The organism is Rhodococcus sp. Leaf278 (genome assembly GCF_001426085.1).
Classification (GTDB): Bacteria; Actinomycetota; Actinomycetes; order Mycobacteriales; family Mycobacteriaceae; genus Rhodococcoides.
In genome coordinates, this window is the sequence record NZ_LMRR01000003.1 from 221146 (window position 1) to 240462 (window position 19317).

15 protein-coding genes and 3 rRNA genes are annotated in these 19317 nt (G+C 62.3%); 7 read left to right on the forward strand and 11 right to left on the reverse strand.

What is annotated here, in order from left to right:
- Positions 1-152: 152 nt before the first annotated feature.
- The gene (locus ASG84_RS05390) at positions 153-1187 is read right to left on the reverse strand and encodes a formamidase (protein ID WP_057475983.1); all 1035 of its coding nucleotides are present in this window, start codon (positions 1185-1187) and stop codon (positions 153-155) included.
- Between the two features lie 112 nt (positions 1188-1299).
- Here ASG84_RS05390 and ASG84_RS05395 point away from each other — a divergent pair, with 112 nt between their 5' ends.
- On the forward strand, positions 1300-2379 hold the full coding sequence (locus ASG84_RS05395; RefSeq protein WP_082520805.1) for a LacI family DNA-binding transcriptional regulator: 1080 nt from the start codon (positions 1300-1302) through the stop codon (positions 2377-2379).
- On the opposite strand, the gene ASG84_RS05400 is transcribed toward ASG84_RS05395, so the two are convergent.
- From ASG84_RS05400 to ASG84_RS05415, 4 genes are read right to left on the reverse strand one after another with little or no spacing between them, the layout of a single operon-like run.
- Positions 2335-3273 (reverse strand): PfkB family carbohydrate kinase, encoded by a 939-nt coding sequence (locus ASG84_RS05400; protein ID WP_235581545.1) that lies wholly within the window; start codon positions 3271-3273, stop codon positions 2335-2337. The two genes, ASG84_RS05395 and ASG84_RS05400, sit on opposite strands and share 45 nt — an antisense overlap.
- Entirely contained in the window at positions 3270-4736 is a 1467-nt protein-coding gene (locus ASG84_RS05405; RefSeq protein WP_057475984.1) for a purine-cytosine permease family protein, read from the reverse strand. The genes ASG84_RS05400 and ASG84_RS05405 overlap by 4 nt, the downstream gene beginning before the upstream one ends.
- 30 nt (positions 4737-4766) lie before the next feature.
- The gene (locus tag ASG84_RS05410) at positions 4767-5768 is read right to left on the reverse strand and encodes an ADP-ribosylglycohydrolase family protein (RefSeq protein ID WP_057475985.1); all 1002 of its coding nucleotides are present in this window, start codon (positions 5766-5768) and stop codon (positions 4767-4769) included.
- Between the two features lie 35 nt (positions 5769-5803).
- Positions 5804-6541, reverse strand: a complete 738-nt coding sequence (locus tag ASG84_RS05415) for a GntR family transcriptional regulator (protein WP_235581546.1) — start codon at positions 6539-6541, stop codon at positions 5804-5806.
- A gap of 284 nt (positions 6542-6825) precedes the next feature.
- Between ASG84_RS05415 and ASG84_RS05420 the strand changes: the two genes are divergently transcribed.
- From ASG84_RS05420 to ASG84_RS05430, 3 genes are all read left to right on the forward strand, one after another.
- Positions 6826-8577: a pyruvate dehydrogenase gene (locus tag ASG84_RS05420; RefSeq protein WP_057475986.1), complete on the forward strand. Its 1752-nt coding sequence runs from the start codon at positions 6826-6828 to the stop codon at positions 8575-8577.
- 111 nt (positions 8578-8688) lie between these two features.
- Positions 8689-9621, forward strand: a complete 933-nt coding sequence (locus ASG84_RS05425) for a hypothetical protein (protein ID WP_057475987.1) — start codon at positions 8689-8691, stop codon at positions 9619-9621.
- 139 nt (positions 9622-9760) lie between these two features.
- Positions 9761-10465, forward strand: coding sequence for a TerD family protein (locus ASG84_RS05430; RefSeq protein ID WP_057475988.1), 705 nt, complete (start codon positions 9761-9763; stop codon positions 10463-10465).
- Here ASG84_RS05430 and ASG84_RS05435 read toward each other — a convergent pair whose 3' ends face one another.
- A complete protein-coding gene (locus tag ASG84_RS05435) occupies positions 10466-11533 on the reverse strand; it encodes a DNA polymerase IV (protein ID WP_057475989.1) in 1068 nt (355 codons plus the stop codon).
- On the opposite strand from ASG84_RS05435, the gene ASG84_RS05440 reads away from it, so the two are divergent.
- Positions 11532-11996: a DoxX family protein gene (locus ASG84_RS05440; RefSeq protein WP_057475990.1), complete on the forward strand. Its 465-nt coding sequence runs from the start codon at positions 11532-11534 to the stop codon at positions 11994-11996. The genes ASG84_RS05435 and ASG84_RS05440 overlap by 2 nt on opposite strands.
- On the opposite strand, the gene ASG84_RS05445 is transcribed toward ASG84_RS05440, so the two are convergent.
- Positions 11990-12982, reverse strand: a complete 993-nt coding sequence (locus ASG84_RS05445) for an isopenicillin N synthase family dioxygenase (protein WP_057475991.1) — start codon at positions 12980-12982, stop codon at positions 11990-11992. The two genes, ASG84_RS05440 and ASG84_RS05445, sit on opposite strands and share 7 nt — an antisense overlap.
- Before the next feature lie 86 nt (positions 12983-13068).
- Here ASG84_RS05445 and ASG84_RS05450 point away from each other — a divergent pair, with 86 nt between their 5' ends.
- The gene (locus tag ASG84_RS05450; RefSeq protein WP_057476017.1) at positions 13069-13737 is read left to right on the forward strand and encodes an SIMPL domain-containing protein; all 669 of its coding nucleotides are present in this window, start codon (positions 13069-13071) and stop codon (positions 13735-13737) included.
- Between the two features lie 23 nt (positions 13738-13760).
- The gene (locus ASG84_RS05455; RefSeq protein WP_235581547.1) at positions 13761-14510 is read left to right on the forward strand and encodes a YqjF family protein; all 750 of its coding nucleotides are present in this window, start codon (positions 13761-13763) and stop codon (positions 14508-14510) included.
- Here the strand turns inward: ASG84_RS05455 and ASG84_RS05460 are convergent.
- The 4 genes from ASG84_RS05460 to ASG84_RS05475 form a co-directional block, all read right to left on the reverse strand.
- Entirely contained in the window at positions 14489-15109 is a 621-nt protein-coding gene (locus ASG84_RS05460) for a DUF6188 family protein (protein ID WP_200936502.1), read from the reverse strand. The two genes, ASG84_RS05455 and ASG84_RS05460, sit on opposite strands and share 22 nt — an antisense overlap.
- A gap of 271 nt (positions 15110-15380) precedes the next feature.
- Positions 15381-15497 (reverse strand): 5S ribosomal RNA (gene rrf, locus ASG84_RS05465).
- Positions 15498-15737: 240 nt separating this feature from the next.
- Positions 15738-18892, reverse strand: a 23S ribosomal RNA gene (locus tag ASG84_RS05470).
- Positions 18893-19228: 336 nt separating this feature from the next.
- Positions 19229-19317, reverse strand: a 16S ribosomal RNA gene (locus tag ASG84_RS05475); the annotation flags it as partial.

A 19317-nucleotide genomic window follows, 5' to 3' on the forward strand; every position in this document is an offset into this window, starting at 1 on the left:
AGCCTTCTTTCGCTTGCTGTGCAACCGGTCGTGCAACCGATTGCGTTGCTCTGACGATAGAGGGGTTTCTCGGACGATGTCGAGCTTTGGGCGACAAATCCGGAACCAATTAATGGCACCGTTACACGGGCACCGGCCGCGTAACCTCCGCCTTACTCGCCGCGCAGACCGGCCCGCGCAGAATCGGTGGCACTGCCGGGCCGACGCGGGGGTCCGTACCCCTCCGAAGTCCCGTCGACGATGCGAACCTCGTCCTCCCACGGCACCCGGTAGGTGCCGTCGGCGAGATCACGGACGTAGGTGTACGGGCAATCGCGCGCCCCTCCGTCGAGCGCGGTGTACCCACGGTGACCCAGTTGATAGATGTTGTTCTCCACTCCCCACTCGCGACGTGCCGCATCGGCCCTCGCGGGCTCGATCGACACGGTCACCACCCGATCGGGTGTGGAATCGCCGCGCTCGATGATCGTTCCTTCGTAGTCGCACACCATCGCCTCACCCATGGACGGGATGCCGTTGCCGTCCTCCCCCGCCAGGCACACCGACGCCGTGTACGCCAGATTGTGAAAGGCATTGGCTTCGTTGGTGATACGCCAGGACTGCTGCAGCGGAAACTTGTACCCGGCCGTCCGCAGCAATACGTTGGCACCGCGGTAGCTCGCCTCACGCGCCATCTCGGGGAACATTCCGTCGTGGCAGATCAACAGTGACAGCACCGAGCCCTTGGGCCCCGGGCAGACCGGCAGACCGATGTCGCCCGGTTCCCATGGCTCCTTGGGCGTCCAGGGGTGAAGTTTGCGGACATACAGGACTATGTCGCCCTTGTCGTCGACGATGATTCCGGAGTTGAACGGCGCTCCACCGGGATTGCGTTCCATGATGCTGAAGCAGCCCCACACCGTCGACTCACGGCACGCGTCCCGCAATCGCTCCACCTGCGGACCGTCGATGTCGCACATCACCTCGTCCGACGCCCACGACGACTTGCGTAGACCGTGCAGCGAGTACTCCGGAAACACCACGAGGTCGAGCGCCCCGAACCCGGCCTTCGCCTCGCGCAACTGTCTGCATACGCGATCGGTCGTCGCGTCCACATCGTCCATGCTCGTGATCAGCGGAACCTGCTGCTGAACCAGGCCGAGCGTGAGCGACGTCGGCGACGGATTGAGACCACCCAAACCTGTCATCGAATGTCCGTTCCTCGAGGGCAACTTGTTGCGCAAACGATTGCGCACGGTGCTAGCTTAGGGGTCATCAGGGGTCGGGGCAGCGCCGACGGAGAATCGAGGGGAACCGCCAGTGGACAGCACTACGTCGGGAAGCGTCACGCTCAAAACGGTCGCAACTGCTGCAGGAGTGCATGTCTCGACCGTCTCCCGAGCTCTTCGACGCGTTGCACTCGACCCGGCCGGCGCCAGCGACGGAGATCTGCGATTGTTCGAGCTGGCCCGCGAGATGGACTACGTCCCCAACCCCAACGCGGCAAGCTTGACCACCAAGAAGTCCACCGCGTTCGGAGTACTGGTCCCGCGATTGACCGATGTGGTGCTCTCGGCGATGTACGACGCCATCGAGGAAACAGCAAACCGGGCAGGCTACGAGACCTTCGTCGCCAACACCCACGACGACCCGATTCAGCAGCGTCGACGTATCGACCTCCTGCTCGGCCGCAACGTCGATGGCCTCATCTTCGGGGACGCTCGCCTCGACAGCGACAACCTCGACAACCTCCAACGCCGAGGCATCAAGTTCGTGCTCATCAGCCGTCGGTACCCGGGGATGACCTCGGTGACGTGCGACGACCATCGGGGCGGCTACCTCGCCGGTGAGCACTTGGCCGGACTCGGCCACACCCGAGTGGGGATCGTGTCCGGCCCGGCGTGGGCCAGTACCGGAATCGACCGATTGGAGGGCTGCCGAGCCGCCCTCCGTGATGCAGGCATCGACGTTCCGGACGAGTACGTCCGAGAAGAGGGATTCGATCCCGACGCCGGAAGGCGCGGGGCGAGCGCCCTGCTGGCACTGCCGACTCCCCCGACGGCCATCTTCGCCACCAACGACTTCAGCGCAATCGGAGTACTCGGCGTGCTGCGTGAATCGGGGCTGCAGCCAGGACGCGACGTCGCCGTCGTCGGCTACAACGACATCTCGATCTGCAGCGAGCTGACCGTTCCCCTGACCACGATCCACAGCCCACACCGCGAAATCGGCACCCGTGCAGCAGAAATGCTGCTGGCCGTCACCCACGGACTTCCGGCATCCTCGATGGCATTGACACCGACACTCGTCGTACGCGACTCGACGGTTCCGGGGCGAACCGCACACGCTCGCCCCTCACCCATCGAGAGGACGACCACGGATCAACGCATCGGTACGTGACCGAGACGGAGCCGTCGCAGGTCCCCGCTCGGTCACCGCAAGTGCTGCAGCAGCATTGGCCCGCAGCGCCGCGTCGTACAGACCGAGTCCACGGGAGAGTCCCGCCAACAACACCCCGGCGTGAGCATCGCCCGCACCGTTCGAGTCCACCGCGTGCACCTCGAACCCGGGCACCGACTGCGGCGTTCGTTCACCGCCCGCGATCCGACAACCGTCCGGACCGGTACGCAGTACCACCGAGGCATCGGGCCGCAGTCGTCTCACCAATTCGGCTGCGATGGAGTCGATGTCGACCTCACCCGTCATGAGCATGCCCTCGCGCAGATTGACGCTCACGATGTCGGCACGGGCGAGAACGACGTCCACCACGTCGCGTTCGAGCGTGGCGATCAAAGGGGACGGATCGAACAACACCGTGGTATCCGAGGGCAGCGTCGGTAGCCACGTGGTCAGCGCCGCAGCGTTGCTCTCGTGCGCCAACCCGTATCCGGTGACGTACACCAAGTCTGCACTCCGCACCCCTGCCGCCTCGAGGTCCCCGATTCTCAGTTCCGCCTCGGCCCCCGGGTAGGTGACGAACGTACGCTCGGTGTTCGCATCGACGAGGGCGATGCAGAATCCCGAGTCCCGTTCCGCTGGTGCGGTATTGACGATGAGCGCACCGCTGGAAGACAGAGCTTCGCGGACGATCGAACCGTAGTGGCCGGAGCCGTGTCTGCCGGCGAAGATCACCGGAAGATCGTCACGAATCGCGGCGACCATCACATTGAGTCCACCGCCCGCGGTCTCGTTCAGTGACGTTGCCACGACGTCTCCACCCGGTTGCGGGACCTCGGGAACGGCCATCACAACGTCGACGATGACCTGGCCGGTGTGGATCAGTCGCGGACTCACCGCGCTGCGGTCTCGGTCCGGCGGGCTCCCCCGGTGGCGAGATACAGACCTGCGGCAACCACGAACGACGCCACCCAGCCGAGACCGTTGTCACCGATCCAGCTGCCCGACAGCGGCCCGGTGTAGATGACGTCGCCATCCACGGCGATGGCAGTGAACAGGAACCCCACGACGATGCCCGCTGCCCAGCTCACGAAGGCATACCAATTGACTCCGCCGGTGTACCAGTAGCGACTGCTGTTGCCCACGTTCATGATCGAGGCCGAATCGTACGTCTTTCGTTTGATCATGTCGGACATGAACACACCGAGCCACGCCGTCAGTGGTACCGCGAGAACCGAGATGAACGTGATGAACGGCCCATAGAAGCCGTCGGAGATCAGCATGAAGTAGATGGCACCGACGAACGTGACGAAGACGTCGACTCCGACCGCATAGACCCGCTTGATCCGGAAGCCGAGGGTCAACGTGGTGAGACTGGCCGAATAGACCGAAAGGTGGTTGGACAGCAACAATCCGCCGAATGCGGTGATCAGGTAAGGAACAGCCATCCAGGCCGGAAGAATTTCTCGGATTGCCGCAACCGGATCCGATGCGGACGCGAGGCTGTTGTCACCTGCCGAGAGCAGCGCGCCGAGCCCGATCAGCAGAACGAGCGGGATTCCGGCGCCGGCAGCGCTGGAGAGCACCAGCGAGCCGGCTCCCACACTCTTCCGCTGATATCGCGACATGTCGGCTCCGGCATTTGCCCAACCGATACCTGTTCCTGCAGCGATGGTTCCGACACCGATGACCATCGCACTGATGGAACCGGCCGGGGTACTGGTCACTGCAGTCCAGTCGACGGTGGCGATCAGAAAGATCGCGACAAAGATGTTCAGCGCGCCGAAGATCCACGTCGACCAGCGTTGGATGACGAGGATGGCCGCATGCCCCAGGCCGCTGACCACCAGTGTCAGCACGATGAAGACGACGATGGAGACGATCGTGACGACGGCGTGATCCTTCGCGACGCCGGATCCACCGAAGATCAGTGTGAAGATCGACAGCAACACGAATGCCGCGGTAGTGGTGTTGACAGTTTCCCAGCCGAGCCGCGACATCAGCGAGACCAGCGTGGGGCCGATGTTTCCGCGAACCCCGAAGGTGGCCCGCGACAACGTGAGACTGGGGGCCCCGCCACGTTTACCGGCAATCGACACGATTCCGACGATGGCGAACGAACCCGCCGCGCCCACCAACGCAACGATCAACGCTTGCCAGATGTTCAGACCGGTGAAGACCACCAAGGTTGCCCCGAGCGGTAGACCGAGGATGGAGATGTTCGCGGCGAACCACACCCAGAACAACTGCAACGGGTTACCGTTGCGCTCGTCGTCCGGGACGGGTTCGATCCCCCGAGTTTCCAGCGACAGTGCGTCGACTGCCGTGTCCGATGCAGACGTGGAAGCGGAAAAGGTCATGGTTGTGCTCCAAAGGTGAGTCGAACTGTGTCAGTTCGTATTACGGAGAGCGAGAAGTCGATCGACGAGGGGCTCCAGATCGAGTTTGTTCACGTCGGTGACCATTCGTATCGCTTCGCCGGGCCACGCTGCCAGGCCGCCGACGGCACCTCGGACTGCGCCGGCTATTGCTGCGATCGTGTCGGTGTCGCCGCCGATGGTGGCGGCTGCCAGTACGACGTCCCAAGGGTCGTCGTACGCAACGGCCAAAGCAAAGGCCGCTACCACTGATTCCTGTGACGCGACGGAAGTACCGATGACGTCTGCCACTGTGTCAGTAATCTGTCTGTCGGCGGATGTGCCGACCAGGTCGACCGCCCAACGAATACGGGCTGCGATGTTTCCGCCGGCGACCCAATATCCACGGGTGGCCCCCTCGGTGGCGGCGGCGACACCGATGTCGACCGCCTCGTGCAAGTCCGCACCGGCGATCCCGGCGCTGATGGCTCCGGCAACCGCTGCGGCGGAGGCGATTCCGAGAGAGGTGTTGTGGGTGACGAAGCTGCAACTGTAGATGGCGTCGACGAACGGCGCGATTCCGCCGTCCAACGATGCCGCGATTGCCGCAGGTGTGATGCGCATGGCCGCACCGTTGGTGCTGCCGAACTTGCCCGCCTCGTTGGGGTCCGAGCCGTCGAGTATCCGTTCCACAGCTCGCTTCGTCGACGGTCCTAGCAGATCCAGCGATCCGCGCGCGGACATCTCCGACTCCCACGCGATCAAGGCGCGGGCGAATGCGGAGGGATCGACCACGCCGTCGCCGTCGATGATCAACTGGGCCAACATGATCGCCTGCTCGGTGTCGTCGGTGATCGAGCCTGCCGACATACCGTGCGCGATGAGCTGACGGGGACCGGCGGCGACGAAGCCGCGCAACTGTCCGTAGTCCTCGACGATGTCCTCCCGGCGCATCGATTGCGTCGGCATTCCCAAGGCATCACCCAGCGCCAATCCGTAGAAGGCCCCGAGGGCGCGATCACGTGAAGTGAACATATACACAATCCTTGCCGGTGCAGCGGTGAGACAGATCAGGAATTGAAGGTGAGATGGAGCCGAAAGCGTTCGGGCGCAAGGAGGCTGACAACCTTCTCGACGAATCGACCCGATGCGTCCCGACTGACCCGGATGCTGTGCAGGTACGGGGTGCCTACCGGCACTTCGAGGACAGCCGCATCGGCCGAGTCCACCGGAACCACCGACACCCATTGCTCACCGGACGCAGCAGTCAGCCCGGCCGATTCGAGAGTTGCCGTGAGCGACTCCCGGACCAATCCGGTCTCGGGCAGTTCTGCGAGCGGCCCGAACGCCGGAATGCGGCTGCGCTCCAACGACACCGGACGACCGTCGACCACATGTCGCACTCGATCGACGGCAACGAAGTTCAGGGTCGGAGTTCCAGCCTCGGCAGCGAGTTCCGGATCCACGATGCGCTCGATGCGCAGAGTGCGGGTGTGCATCTCCACACCTGCAGACGACAGCGCCCGCGCCCAACCTTCGGCGGTCTCGATCTGGTGGCCGTCGAAGGTGACGAGCGATCCGATACCGCTTCGCTTTTGGATCAGTTTTTGCTCTTCCAGCTCGCTGAGCGCAGAACGAATGGTTCCGCGGCTGACCGAGAACTCGCGGGCGAGTTCGTTCTCGCCCGGCAAGAACGAGCCGGAGGGGATGTCACCGGACTCGATGGTGCTCTTCAACGACGCGAGCACCTGATGACGCTTGTGGCGAGCACGCTCCGATGTGCGCTGAGTCATAGCGGGCTCGTTCATGTCGATACCGTACATCCAGAAACCGAACCTGTACAGAGCCTGTTCAATTTGCCGACCTCTCCGCTGGAGCGCATATCGGGACAGCCCCAGTCTTCGATGGGTGCTGGCAGGAATATCGCCACGTGACGGAGATCGCGCCGGGCCTCTACCTGGGCTTTCCCCTTGCGGTACGGATCGCGCTGCACTTCTATGTTTGATACGCCCTCGGCACAGGGAAGGCGTCCAACCGGCGCACGTGAGGCACATCGATCCGAACGCGCCACTACATCCGAGGAGAATTGCACATGTCCACCACCGTGGCCGATCAGCTCGTTCGAGGACTCGTCGACGCCGGCGTACAGCGCATCTACGGCATCGTCGGCGACAGTCTCAATCCGGTGGTCGACGCTGTGCGTCGCACCGGCGGATCGGCCAAGGGCGGTATCGACTGGATTCACGTACGGCACGAGGAAGCCGCGGCGTTCGCAGCATCGGCCGACGCGCAGACCACCGGCACGCTGGCCGTATGTGCGGGTTCGTGCGGACCCGGAAATCTGCATCTGATCAACGGCTTATACGACGCACACCGTTCCGGCGCACCGGTTCTGGCGATCGCGTCGCACATTCCCAGCAGTGAGATCGGCTCGGGTTACTTCCAGGAGACGCACCCCGATCGGCTCTTCGGCGAATGCTCGCTCTACAACGAGTTCGTCTCCACCGCCGAGCAGGCACCTCGGGTGTTCCGCGCGGCAATCAATGCCGCCGTCACCGGCGGCGGGGTGTCGGTGCTGACCATTCCCGGCGACATCGCCGAGCTGTCGGCCGCCGGATCGATGGACCCGATCGCTATTCCCTCGGTACCGGTCGTCACACCGCCCGCGGCGGACATCCAGAAATTGGCGGACGCCATCAACAGTGCCGAGAAGGTTGCCATCTTCGCGGGCTACGGCGTCAAGGGCGCTCACGACGAGGTAGTGGCCTTCGCCGACACCATCGGCGCTCCCGTCGGACATTCGTTGCGCGGCAAGGAATTCATCCAGTACGACAACCCGTACGACGTCGGCATGACGGGGCTGCTCGGCTACGGGGCTGCGCATGCCGGAATCCACGACGCCGATCTGCTCATCCTGCTCGGCACGGACTTTCCGTATCAGCAGTTCTTGCCGGAGAACGTCACGACCGCGCAGATCGACATCGATCCGACCAAGCTCGGGCGCCGGACGTCGGTGCAGTACCCGATTCACGGAGATGTTCGTGCGACGCTGAATGCGCTGCAGCCGTTGGTGACTCGTAAGACCGACCGCCGCTACGTGGAGAAGTGGGTGGACAAGCACAACGACCTGATGGGCAAGACCGTCGGCGCGTACACCCGCAACGCTGAGAAGCTCGTCCCAATCCATCCCGAGTACGCCGCGTCGGTACTCGACGACCTCGCCGACGACGATGCCGTGTTCACTACCGACACCGGCATGTGCAACGTGTGGACCGCGCGCTACATCAACCCCACCGGCAAAAGGGCTTTCGTCGCGTCGATGCTGCACGGCTCCATGGCCAACGCGTTGCCGCACGCCATCGGTGCGCAGTTCGCCAACCCGGGTCGCCAGGTGGTCTCGATCTCCGGCGACGGCGGCTTCTCGATGCTGCTCTCCGAACTCTTGACCGTCGCGATGTACAAGCTGCCGGTCAAGATCGTGCTGTTCGACAATTCGACGTTGGGCATGGTCAAGGCCGAAATGCTCGTCGACGGCCTGCCCGACTTCGGCGTCGACGTGCCCCCGGTCGATTACACCGGCATCGCCACCGCCGCGGGTATCCATGCACAACGCGTCGACCAGCCCGAGGACATTCGCGGCGCACTCGAAGCCGCCTTTGCTGTCGACGGTCCGGCCTTGGTCCAACTGATCACCGATCCGCTGGCGCTGTCCGTACCGCCCACCATCACCGGGGAGCAGATCAAGGGCTTTGCGCTGGCGATGAGCAAGGTCGTACTCAACGGCGGCGTCGGCGAAGCCGTTCGGATGGCGAAGTCGAATCTGCGTAACGTGCCGCGCCCGTAGATCGGATTGCAGCCCAGAACATCGGCGCGGCGGGATCGACCCGTCGCGCCGATATTCTTGTCGGTACCTCGATCTACCCTTCGACGATCAACCGGCACCGAGGAGACGTCCATGCCAGCATTCGTCGAACACGACACCCTGTCCATCGCCTGCCCCGAGGTCCATCACGAGGCGACCATGCGTATGACGTTTCAGCGAACCCTGCGCGTGCCCGACGACGGCACGGAGTACAACTTGCCGCCTGGATTGGGCTCGTTTCCCCTGCGGCAGAACGATTCTGCCGACGGCGCTCTGCTGCCGATGTGGCAGTCCGAAGCGTGTTGGATCGATTTCTCCGGGAACTACCCATTCCTGGTCACGGTCGCAGCGGGATCGATCAACGTGGTCACCGGCTCCCCGTGGTCCGCGCGACCGAACTTCGAGGAGGAGGACTACTTCGAGGTCCCCGAGCAGCCGTGGCTGGACGGGTTCAACGTCGGTGAGGGCACGGTGCGGCAGTTCGTCGCAATGCCACTCGGTGCCGGGTACACGGTGGAAGAACAACTCTCGACCGAGCCCGCCATCGGCGGCATACGCGTCGCCGCCTACCCGCTGAAGGCAACCGTGTGGGATGCCCGGCCACCCAGCCCCCCACTGCCGGACTTCATCGTCTGCGCCGCGCCGGCATCGGACATGGGTCTCGGCGGCGGAGGTTCGATCCGGCAGACCATCGCATCGCCCCTTCGCCACCACGACGACTGGGATCTGGACCACGGAATCGAGTTCACCGTCGATATCGCCAACAGCGATGAGTGGCAACACTCGACCGGCGAGGTGCCGCCGACCATGCCGCCCTCGGCCGCGGATTACACGCGGGCCGGATTGCCGTGGTTCCTCTGGTACAACGACTTCGCCGGAGCACGCCGCGGATCGGCCGAGCTCGCGAACACGAAGTCGGTGAAAGATCAGGGCACCGCACACGGCGCGGAACCGTTGTCGGAGAACGAGAGCTTCGACGAACCGATGCCCACCGTCCTCGGCGGGCACTACACACCGAAGGGGTGATCGAGCGCTCGGTATTCACAGTGCCGACGCGCCTACGACGCTCCCGGCCGGTGTTGTTCGTCGGAACAGCGGTTATTGTCGACGGACCGCCCAAACCGGACATCGCGATCCGGTACCCGACCGTTCGGAAGGCACCACCATGGCCATCGACTACACCCGCAAGCCCACGACCGGGCAATCCTCGGCGTCGCAGGCCGGCGCGCCCGTCAGTCTGAGCAAAGTGACGCTGTCCAAGGCGTCGCCGACCATCAGTCTGACCAAGTCCGGCGAGAAGCAGGGCTCGATGCGGGTGAACCTCAACTGGTCGACCGGCGCACCTGCAGCACAGCCGAAGAAGAAGGGCTTCCTGGCCAAGTTGGCGGCCGCGTCGTACGGCTCCGGCGGAGTCGATCTCGACCTCGGGTGCCTCTACGAATTGCGTGACGGCTCCAAGGGCGTCGTTCAGGCGCTTGGAAACAGCTTCGGTTCGCTGCAGGACGCGCCGTTCATCGCACTCGACGGCGACGACCGTTCCGGCTCGGTCAGCGGCGGCGAGAACATGCACATCAATCTCGCCCACCCCGAGAAGTTCGCTCGCATCCTGATCTTCGCGATGATCTACGACGGCGCACCGAACTGGGCTGCGGTCGACGGAGTGGTGACGCTGTACCCCACCAGCGGGCCGCAGGTGGAGGTGCGACTGGACTCGGCCGAGAACTCGGCACGGATCTGCTCGATCGCATTGTTGGAGAACACTTCTGCCGGCATCACCGTCACCCGCGAGGTCGAGTACATCCAGGGCAGCCAGGCCGACCTCGACAAGAAATACGGCTGGGGACTGCGCTGGGCAGCGGGCCGAAAGTAGTCAGAGAGGTTGCGGCGGAGTCATTTCCAGCCGGACGCCGATCAGCCTGACCTCTCGATTGTGGTCGAGGCGATCGACGAGAGCCACCGCAGCCGAGGTCAGGATCTCCTGGTCGAAGGTCGGCGCACCGACGATCGGCGCGCTGACGGTATGCGTCTCGAACGGCGCGTAGCGGATCTTCAGCGCGGCTCGTACGGCCGGCCTGTTCTCGGCTTCGATGTCTGCCAACACCTTCGACGTCAGGGCCGCGACCTCTCGGCGGATTACGGCCCAATCGGCGACGTTGGTCTGGAACGTGACCTCACGGCTGTGCGACCGTGCAACCCACGGCTGGGACGTCACCGGTGCCAAGTCGATTCCCCGCCCCTTCGTCCCGAGCCAGGGACCGATCTTCGGTCCGAACGCCGCGGCCAGTTCCGCGTCATCGGCGTCGGCCAGTTCCCGCACCGTCGTGATGCCCAGGGCTGTCAGCCTCTTCGAGATCTTCTTGCCGATCCCCCACAGCGCCTCGGTACTACGATCGCCCATCACCGCGAACCAATTGTCCTGCGTCAGGCGATAAATCCCCTGCGGCTTGTCGAAGTCGGTAGCGATCTTGGCTCGTAACTTGTTGTCCCCGACACCGACCGAGCAATGCAATCCGGTCGCGTCGAACACCGAGTCGTGCACTGTCTTGGCAAAGCGCTCCGGGTCATCGGTCTCGACACCGAGAAACGCCTCGTCCCAACCGATCACCTCGACGACCACCCCCAACGTCCGCAGCGTGTCCATCACCATCGCCGACGCCTCGTCGTATGCCGGCTTGTCGACCGGGAGAAAGACCGCGTCGGGGATCTTCTTGGCGGCGATGCGCAGCGGCATCCCGGAACCGACGCCCTTGGCTCTCGCCTCGTACGAGGCCGTCGAGACCACCCCGCGTTCGGTGGGATCTCCCCTGCCGCCGACCACCACGGCCTTGCCCGCAAGATCGGGGTTGCGCAGTACTTCGACGGCTGCGATGAACTGGTCCAGGTCGACGTGCAGTACCCATCGTCGACGCCCTCGGTCGGTTGGGGTGCTCCCGGTCATGGTGCCCAGTGTGCCCGTGGTGTCTCATGACGCAGTGACGAAATCGATATCTCGCACCATCGGGCGAGTCGTACTGGGCGCATTCCTCGTCTTCGCCGGCCTCAGCCACCTGTTCTGGGCACGCAGCACTTTCGCGGCCCAGGTGCCCGAGTGGGTGCCGCTGAGCACCGACTTCGTCGTACTGGCGTCAGGCGTCGTGGAGATCGTGCTCGGGCTGGCATTGCTGTTCTGGACTGCCCGCGCGCCGCTCGTCGGCTGGGTCGTCGCGGCCTTCTTCGTCGCGGTGTTCCCCGGCAACATCTCGCAGTTCGTCACTCACACCGACGCGTTCGGCCTCGACTCCGATGCAGCACGGGGAATCCGGTTGCTGTTCCAGCCGCTGCTGATCCTGTGGGCGCTGTGGTGCACCGGGGCATGGGCGCAGTACCGCGCGTCGCGCCGGGGCCGCAGTCGGACTCAGTAGGCGGACCGCCGCCCGGCCGGAACGATGCCGTGGTGCAACTGCGCCACGTCGGGGTGTGCACGCGTGCGCGACTTCCATGCGTTCTCGCCGTAGGTGCTGTAGATGGGGTTGTCGGGATCGTTCTCGACTCCCCGTGAATGCTGCGCCAATTCGGCCGGCAGCTCGATCACCGGTGCGACGGCATCGAGAGCCGGGCTCAGAAAGTGTGGCACCGATATCCGGTCGATGCCGGGCCCCGGCGCGACCACCCGGTGCCTCGTTGCCCGCAGATAGCCGCCGGTCGCAACCTCCAACAACTCGCCGATGTTGACGATGAAGGCCCCCGCCAAGGGCGGCACATCGATCCACGTATCGGGAGTCGTCTCCACCTGGAGTCCGGACGACTCCGGTTCGACGAGGAGCAGCGTCAGCACCCCGGAATCCTTGTGCGCACCGACACCCTGTGAATGATCGGGGGTACCCGGATAGCGAACGACCTTCATGAGGGTTGCGGGCGCGGTTGCGAACGCATCGTCGAACACATTCTCGTGGGCTCCGAGGGATTGCGCCCAGTGTCGTAGCAGGCGAAGTCCGAGACCGGACACCGTGCGCTCCCAGTCCTCGAACGTCTCTCTGAACCCTGTGGGCTGTGAGGGCCACAGATTGGGACCCTGCAGATTCCAATACCCCTCGGCCCCTTCGATGGCCGGGCGCTCGGGTCCGATATCGATCTGCTCCCGCCAATCAACCCTGCCGTTCGTCAGCTCTCCACCCACCCGTGAGTAGCCGCGAAAGTGCGGGCTCTTCAGCTGACTGATCTCGTCCTTGACATGGTCCGGCACGGCAAAGAACTGACGAGCGAGACGCAGCACTTCCTGCATTCGTTCGGTCTCGATCCCGTGTCCGACGAGATAGAAGAAGCCGGACCCGTGAGCTGCTTCGCGCAGCGACAGCTGAAAAGCGCGTGGGTCGTTTTCGGCCAGATCGAGATCGAGAACGGGAAGCATGTTCGCGATTGTCCTCCTCACTCGGCTCGTCGGCCAGCACTGTCGAACTCGGTGAACATCGGTGCGCGGATGCGAGACTGGACGACATGAGCCCTGAAGCACTCGACATCACGGTCGTCGGTCACGGCGCAGCCACCTACCCGCCCGAGCAGTGCACGCTGTCGCTGACGGTTCGTACCGACGGCCGAACGGCAGAGTCGGCGTCCGAGCCGGCCCAGCAGCTCGTTCGAGAGTTGACGCGTCTGGTCGAGCCGCTCTACAACAGCGCCGGTGGCCCCATCGATCGGTGGTCGGTCGATCAGGTGCGGCACTCGCGGAACCGGCCGTTCAATCACGACGGCGAACAACTGCCGTACGTCTACCAGGCGGAGGCGTCGGTCGAAGTACAGTTCAGCCAGCTCGATGTCGTCGACGCCTTCGTGTACGCCGCCTCTGCGCTCGACGGGGTCTCGATCGATCACTTCGAGTGGGACCTGACCGAATCGAGCCGGATCGCGCGGACGCTGGCAGTACGGGAACTTGCCGTTCGGGACGCGGTGGCCAAAGCAGAGGCATACGCGTCGAGCCTGGGGAGAACAGGCGTGCACGCCGTCGCGATAGCCGATCCAGGTCTGCTGCCCGGCACCGCCGAGCACGGCGGCCCAGACGCCTCTCCTCGTATGTTCGCCGCGAAGTCCGCCCCGGCCGGGTTCGCGCTCAAGCCCGAGAACATCACGCTCACTGCGAGTGTGCACGCCCGATTCACTGCCTCCTGACGCGTCCCGCATAGGCTCGAATCATGAACCGAGACGATGCCCGACGCCTCTGGCCGCGGCCACCGCTGTTGCCTCGTCCGATCCTGATGGACCAGCGCTGGGAACGGCTGGTCTTCCTGCACTGGCGAGTCCCGAGTTCGGCCGTCGCTCCGTTGCTTCCCGACGGATGTGAACCCGACGAGTTCGACGGCTCCACGTGGGTCGGTCTGATCGGCTTCCACATGGTCGGAGCCGGGCTCGGATATCGGCATCCGGTTCCGTACTTCGGCACGTTCGGCGAAATCAACGTCCGGCTGTACTCCGTCGACGCAGAGGGTCGACGCGGCGTCGTGTTCCGGTCACTGGAGGCTTCGAGACTGGCAGTCGTGTTGGGCACCAACGTTGCTCGCATTCCGTATCGCTGGGCATCGATCGACATCGACGACGACACCACCACCATCGGCTACCGAAGCAAGCGGCTCGCTCCCCCGCATCGCGGTGCCACGACCGATTTCGGGATCGTCCGAGGCACACGCGACATGTCCGAGGACTCACTGGCAGTCTTTCTCACCGCGCGATGGGGGCTGCATACCTCGCTGGCCGGTCGGCTTCTGTATGTGCCGAACGTGCACCGACATTGGCAGCTGGTCGACGCGGAACTGACCCACTGCTCCGACGAGCTCGTGGACGCCGCAGGTCTGCCCGGCGTCAGCACGCGCCCGCCGGACTCCGTTCTGTATTCACCGGGTGTCGAAACCCAATTCGGAAAGCCCTATACGGTTCGCGGGCGATAGAAGATCACGTGACCCGAGGACAGCTCGATCACCCAATCCCCGTGGGCCTCATCGCCTTCTTCCGAGCTGGAGCTCGATGTGACGCTCTCCCGCAGGACGAGATAGCCGCAGTCGAGCGGAAGATCGAACTGCAGCTCGGTCCCGTCCGAGAATTCGACGGTCGGCTCGTCACCCGTCGACAACCGCACGACAGTGGAACCGATCGACGGAAGACCCTCGGCAGTCGGAACGTCCGTGCTGGGCTGCTCCGGAGCCGGCCATGATTCGACGACTCCACTCGGTCCGCACAGGATCGTAGACCCGTCTGCAGCGCAGAACTCCCAGGATTCGACTTCGTCGCGGGGACGAGCCACCACTGTGTGCCCACCGGCGAATGCTATTCGCAGCACGCCCGACCGGTCGTAGTCGGCGTCCTCGCACTCGAGACCGCGCAGAGCCGCAAAGGCCCGCAGACCCTCGAATTGATTGTCTTCGTCGACCGTGAGGTCATCGATAGTCACTTCACTGAAGGAAATGGTGGCTCCGCCGTCGAATGCGATGGTCAGATCGAAATCGAGCAGTATTTTGCTGACACGGTTCTGATCGACGTCGAGCTTCATGGTGTACGACTGTGCCACAGAAGCTGGTTCCGGGGTGTAACCGTGCGCTGTGTGCCCGACGAGTCGGGCCGAGGAACCTCAGTGGTCGTAGAGTCCGGAGTTCCCTTGTCCGAGGGATGGTTTCGAATGCAGACAACCCCCGACCATGGTTGGTCGGGGGTTGTCCGGTTCAAGTTGTGTTCGGCGGTGTCCTACTCTCCCACACCCTGTCGAGTGCAGTACCATCGGCGCTGGAGGGCTTAGCTTCCGGGGGTTGTCCGGTTCAAGTTGTGTTCGGCGGTGTCCTACTCTCCCACACCCTGTCGAGTGCAGTACCATCGGCGCTGGAGGGCTTAGCTTCCGGGTTCGGAATGGGACCGGGCGTTTCCCCTCCGCTATGGCCGCCGTAACTCTGCGAAACAGTGTCACGAGCGAACACAACGGTCATGATCGAAGCAGTGTTCGATGCATGTGTTGGTTCTGTATTCGATTGTGCTGAATCAACTCGTGTGTTGTTTCAGATATTGCACAGTGGACGCGTAGCTTCTTTGTGGTAAGTCCTCGGCCTATTAGTACCAGTCACCTGCATACATTGCTGTANCAACTCGTGTGTTGTTTCAGATATTGCACAGTGGACGCGTAGCTTCTTTGTGGTAAGTCCTCGGCCTATTAGTACCAGTCACCTGCATACATTGCTGTACTTCCAGTTCTGGCCTATCAACCCGGTGGTCTGCCGGGGGCCTTACCCCCTCGAGGGGGTGAGAAACCTCATCTTGGAACAGGCTTCCCGCTTAGATGCTTTCAGCGGTTATCCCTTCCGAACGTAGCCAACCAGCRGTGCTCCTGGTGGAACAACTGGCACACCAGAGGTTCGTCCGTCCCGGTCCTCTCGTACTAGGGACAGCCTTCCTCAAGTTTCTTACGCGCGCGGCGGATAGAGACCGAACTGTCTCACGACGTTCTAAACCCAGCTCGCGTGCCGCTTTAATGGGCGAACAGCCCAACCCTTGGGACCTACTCCAGCCCCAGGATGCGACGAGCCGACATCGAGGTGCCAAACCATCCCGTCGATATGGACTCTTGGGGAAGATCAGCCTGTTATCCCCGGGGTACCTTTTATCCGTTGAGCGACACCGCTTCCACTTGCCGGTGCCGGATCACTAGTCCCGACTTTCGTCCCTGCTCGACTTGTCAGTCTCACAGTCAAGCTCCCTTGTGCACTTGCACTCGACACCTGATTGCCAACCAGGCTGAGGGAACCTTTGGGCGCCTCCGTTACATTTTAGGAGGCAACCGCCCCAGTTAAACTACCCACCAGGCACTGTCCCTGAACCAGATCATGGTCCGAGGTTGAGGTATCCAATACGATCAGAGTGGTATTTCAACAACGACTCCACAGTAACTGGCGTCACCGCTTCACAGTCTCCCACCTATCCTACACAAACCGAACCGAACACCAATACCAAGCTGTAGTGAAGGTCCCGGGGTCTTTTCGTCCTGCCGCGCGTAACGAGCATCTTTACTCGTAATGCAATTTCGCCGAGTCTATGGTTGAGACAGCTGAGAAGTCGTTACGCCATTCGTGCAGGTCGGAACTTACCCGACAAGGAATTTCGCTACCTTAGGATGGTTATAGTTACCACCGCCGTTTACTGGGGCTTAAATTCTCAGCTTCGCTCTTACGAGCTAACCGGTCCTCTTAACCTTCCAGCACCGGGCAGGCGTCAGTCCGTATACATCGTCTTACGACTTCGCACGGACCTGTGTTTTTAGTAAACAGTCGCTTCTCACTGGTCTCTGCGGCCCACACCAGCTCAGGAAGCAAGTTCCATCACCGGCAGGGGCCCCCCTTCTCCCGAAGTTACGGGGGCATTTTGCCGAGTTCCTTAACCATAGTTATCTCGATCGCCTCAGTATTCTCTACCTGACCACCTGTGTCGGTTTGGGGTACGGGCCGTGTAACAACTCACTAGAGGCTTTTCTCGGCAGCATAGGATCACTGAATTCGCCTCAATCGGCTACGCATCACCTCTCAGGCTTATATGAACGGCGGATTTGCCTACCGTTCGCCCTACAGGCTTACACCAGTACAACCACTGACTGGCCCAGCTACCTTCCTGCGTCACCCCATCGCTTGGCTACTACCAGATCAGGTCCCACGCATCCACCACACGCCTCACTCTCGAAAGAGATCGGTCACGTGGATTCAGGGTGGTTAGTGTCACTGATTCACCATGGGCGCGGTTACACGGGTACGGGAATATCAACCCGTTGTCCATCGGCTACGCCTGTCGGCCTCGTCTTAGGTCCCGACTCACCCTGGGCGGATTAACCTGGCCCAGGAACCCTTGGTCATTCGGCGGACGAGTTTCTCACTCGTCTTTCGCTACTCATGCCTGCATTCTCACTCGCGCAGCCTCCACACCTGGATCACTCCGATGCTTCCATGGCTGCACGACGCTCCCCTACCCACCCACACACCTGCACACAGATCCGCAGACCTGCATGGGGCTATTGTGTGAGTGCCGCAGCTTCGGTGGTGTACTTGAGCCCCGCTACATTGTCGGCGCAGGATCACTTGACCAGTGAGCTATTACGCACTCTTTCAAGGGTGGCTGCTTCTAAGCCAACCTCCTGGTTGTCTTCGCGACCCCACATCCTTTTCCACTTAGTACACGCTTAGGGACCTTAGCTGGCGATCTGGGCTGTTTCCCTCTCGACTACGAACCTTATCGCCCGCAGTCTCACTGCCACGCTCTCACTCACCGGCATTCGGAGTTTGGCTGATTTCGGTAAGCTTGTAGGCCCCCTAGACCATCCAGTAGCTCTACCTCCGRYGAGAAACACGTGACGCTGCACCTAAATGCATTTCGGGGAGAACCAGCTATCACGGAGTTTGATTGGCCTTTCACCCCTACCCACAACTCATCCCCTCAGTTTTCAACCTAAGTGGGTTCGGTCCTCCACGACGTCTTACCGTCGCTTCAACCTGGCCATGGGTAGATCACTCCGCTTCGGGTCTAGAACACGCCACTACACCACWMACGTGGATACGCCCTATTCGGACTCGCTTTCGCTACGGCTACCCCACACGGGTTAACCTCGCGACATGCCACTAACTCGCAGGCTCATTCTTCAAAAGGCACGCCATCACCACCAACAGTAAACTGCTCGACGGCTTTGACGGATTGTAAGCGCACGGTTTCAGGTACTATTTCACTCCCCTCCCGGGGTACTTTTCACCTTTCCCTCACGGTACTAGTCCGCTATCGGTCACCAGGGAGTATTCAGGCTTATCGGGTGGTCCCGACAGATTCACAGCAGATTTCACGGGCCCGCTGCTACTTGGGTATCCACAACGACAGTTGCAATGTTTTCGTCTACGGGACTCTCACCCTCTACGACAGGCCGTTCCAGACCACTTCGACTAACACCACAATTTCTCACTGTCGGCCGATCCGGCAGAATCGACAATGCAAACCCCACAACCCTCCATACGCAACCCCTGCCGGGTATCACACGCACAAAGTTTGGCCTCATCCGCTTTCGCTCGCCACTACTCACGGAATCACTATTGTTTTCTCTTCCTGTGGGTACTGAGATGTTTCACTTCCCCACGTTCCCTCCACACACCCTATATATTCAGGTGCAGGTAACACGACATCACTCGTGCTGGGTTTCCCCATTCGGACACCCTCGGATCACAGCTCGGTTGACAGCTCCCCGAGGCTTATCGCAGCCTCCTACGTCCTTCATCGGCTCCTGGTGCCAAGGCATCCACCGTACGCTCTTCATTACTTACAACAAAGATGCTCGCGTCCACTGTGCAATTCTCAAACAACACACCCTCCCCGAACTSACGCCAGCACCAGACCACTCAACAGAGCACGGTATGACTGACATCCGGAAAGAATAGTTATCTCCTAGAAAGAAACATGCTTTCGCGTGTTCTCTCAGGACCCAACAGTGCATCGATATAGTCCCTGCCGGCGAAACATGGTTTCGCGTTCTRCAGGATCTGRTTGTCAGTGTTCCACCCGTGAGCTCCCGCCGTTCCACGTGTGGGAACGAAACGGGCTCTGCCAGTTCATCATCCGAGCACCTGTGTGCTGGTACATGCCTCTGGAGAATGCTCCTTAGAAAGGAGGTGATCCAGCCGCACCTTCCGGTACGGCTACCTTGTTACGACTTCGTCCCAATCGCCGATCCCACCTTCGACGGCTCCCTCC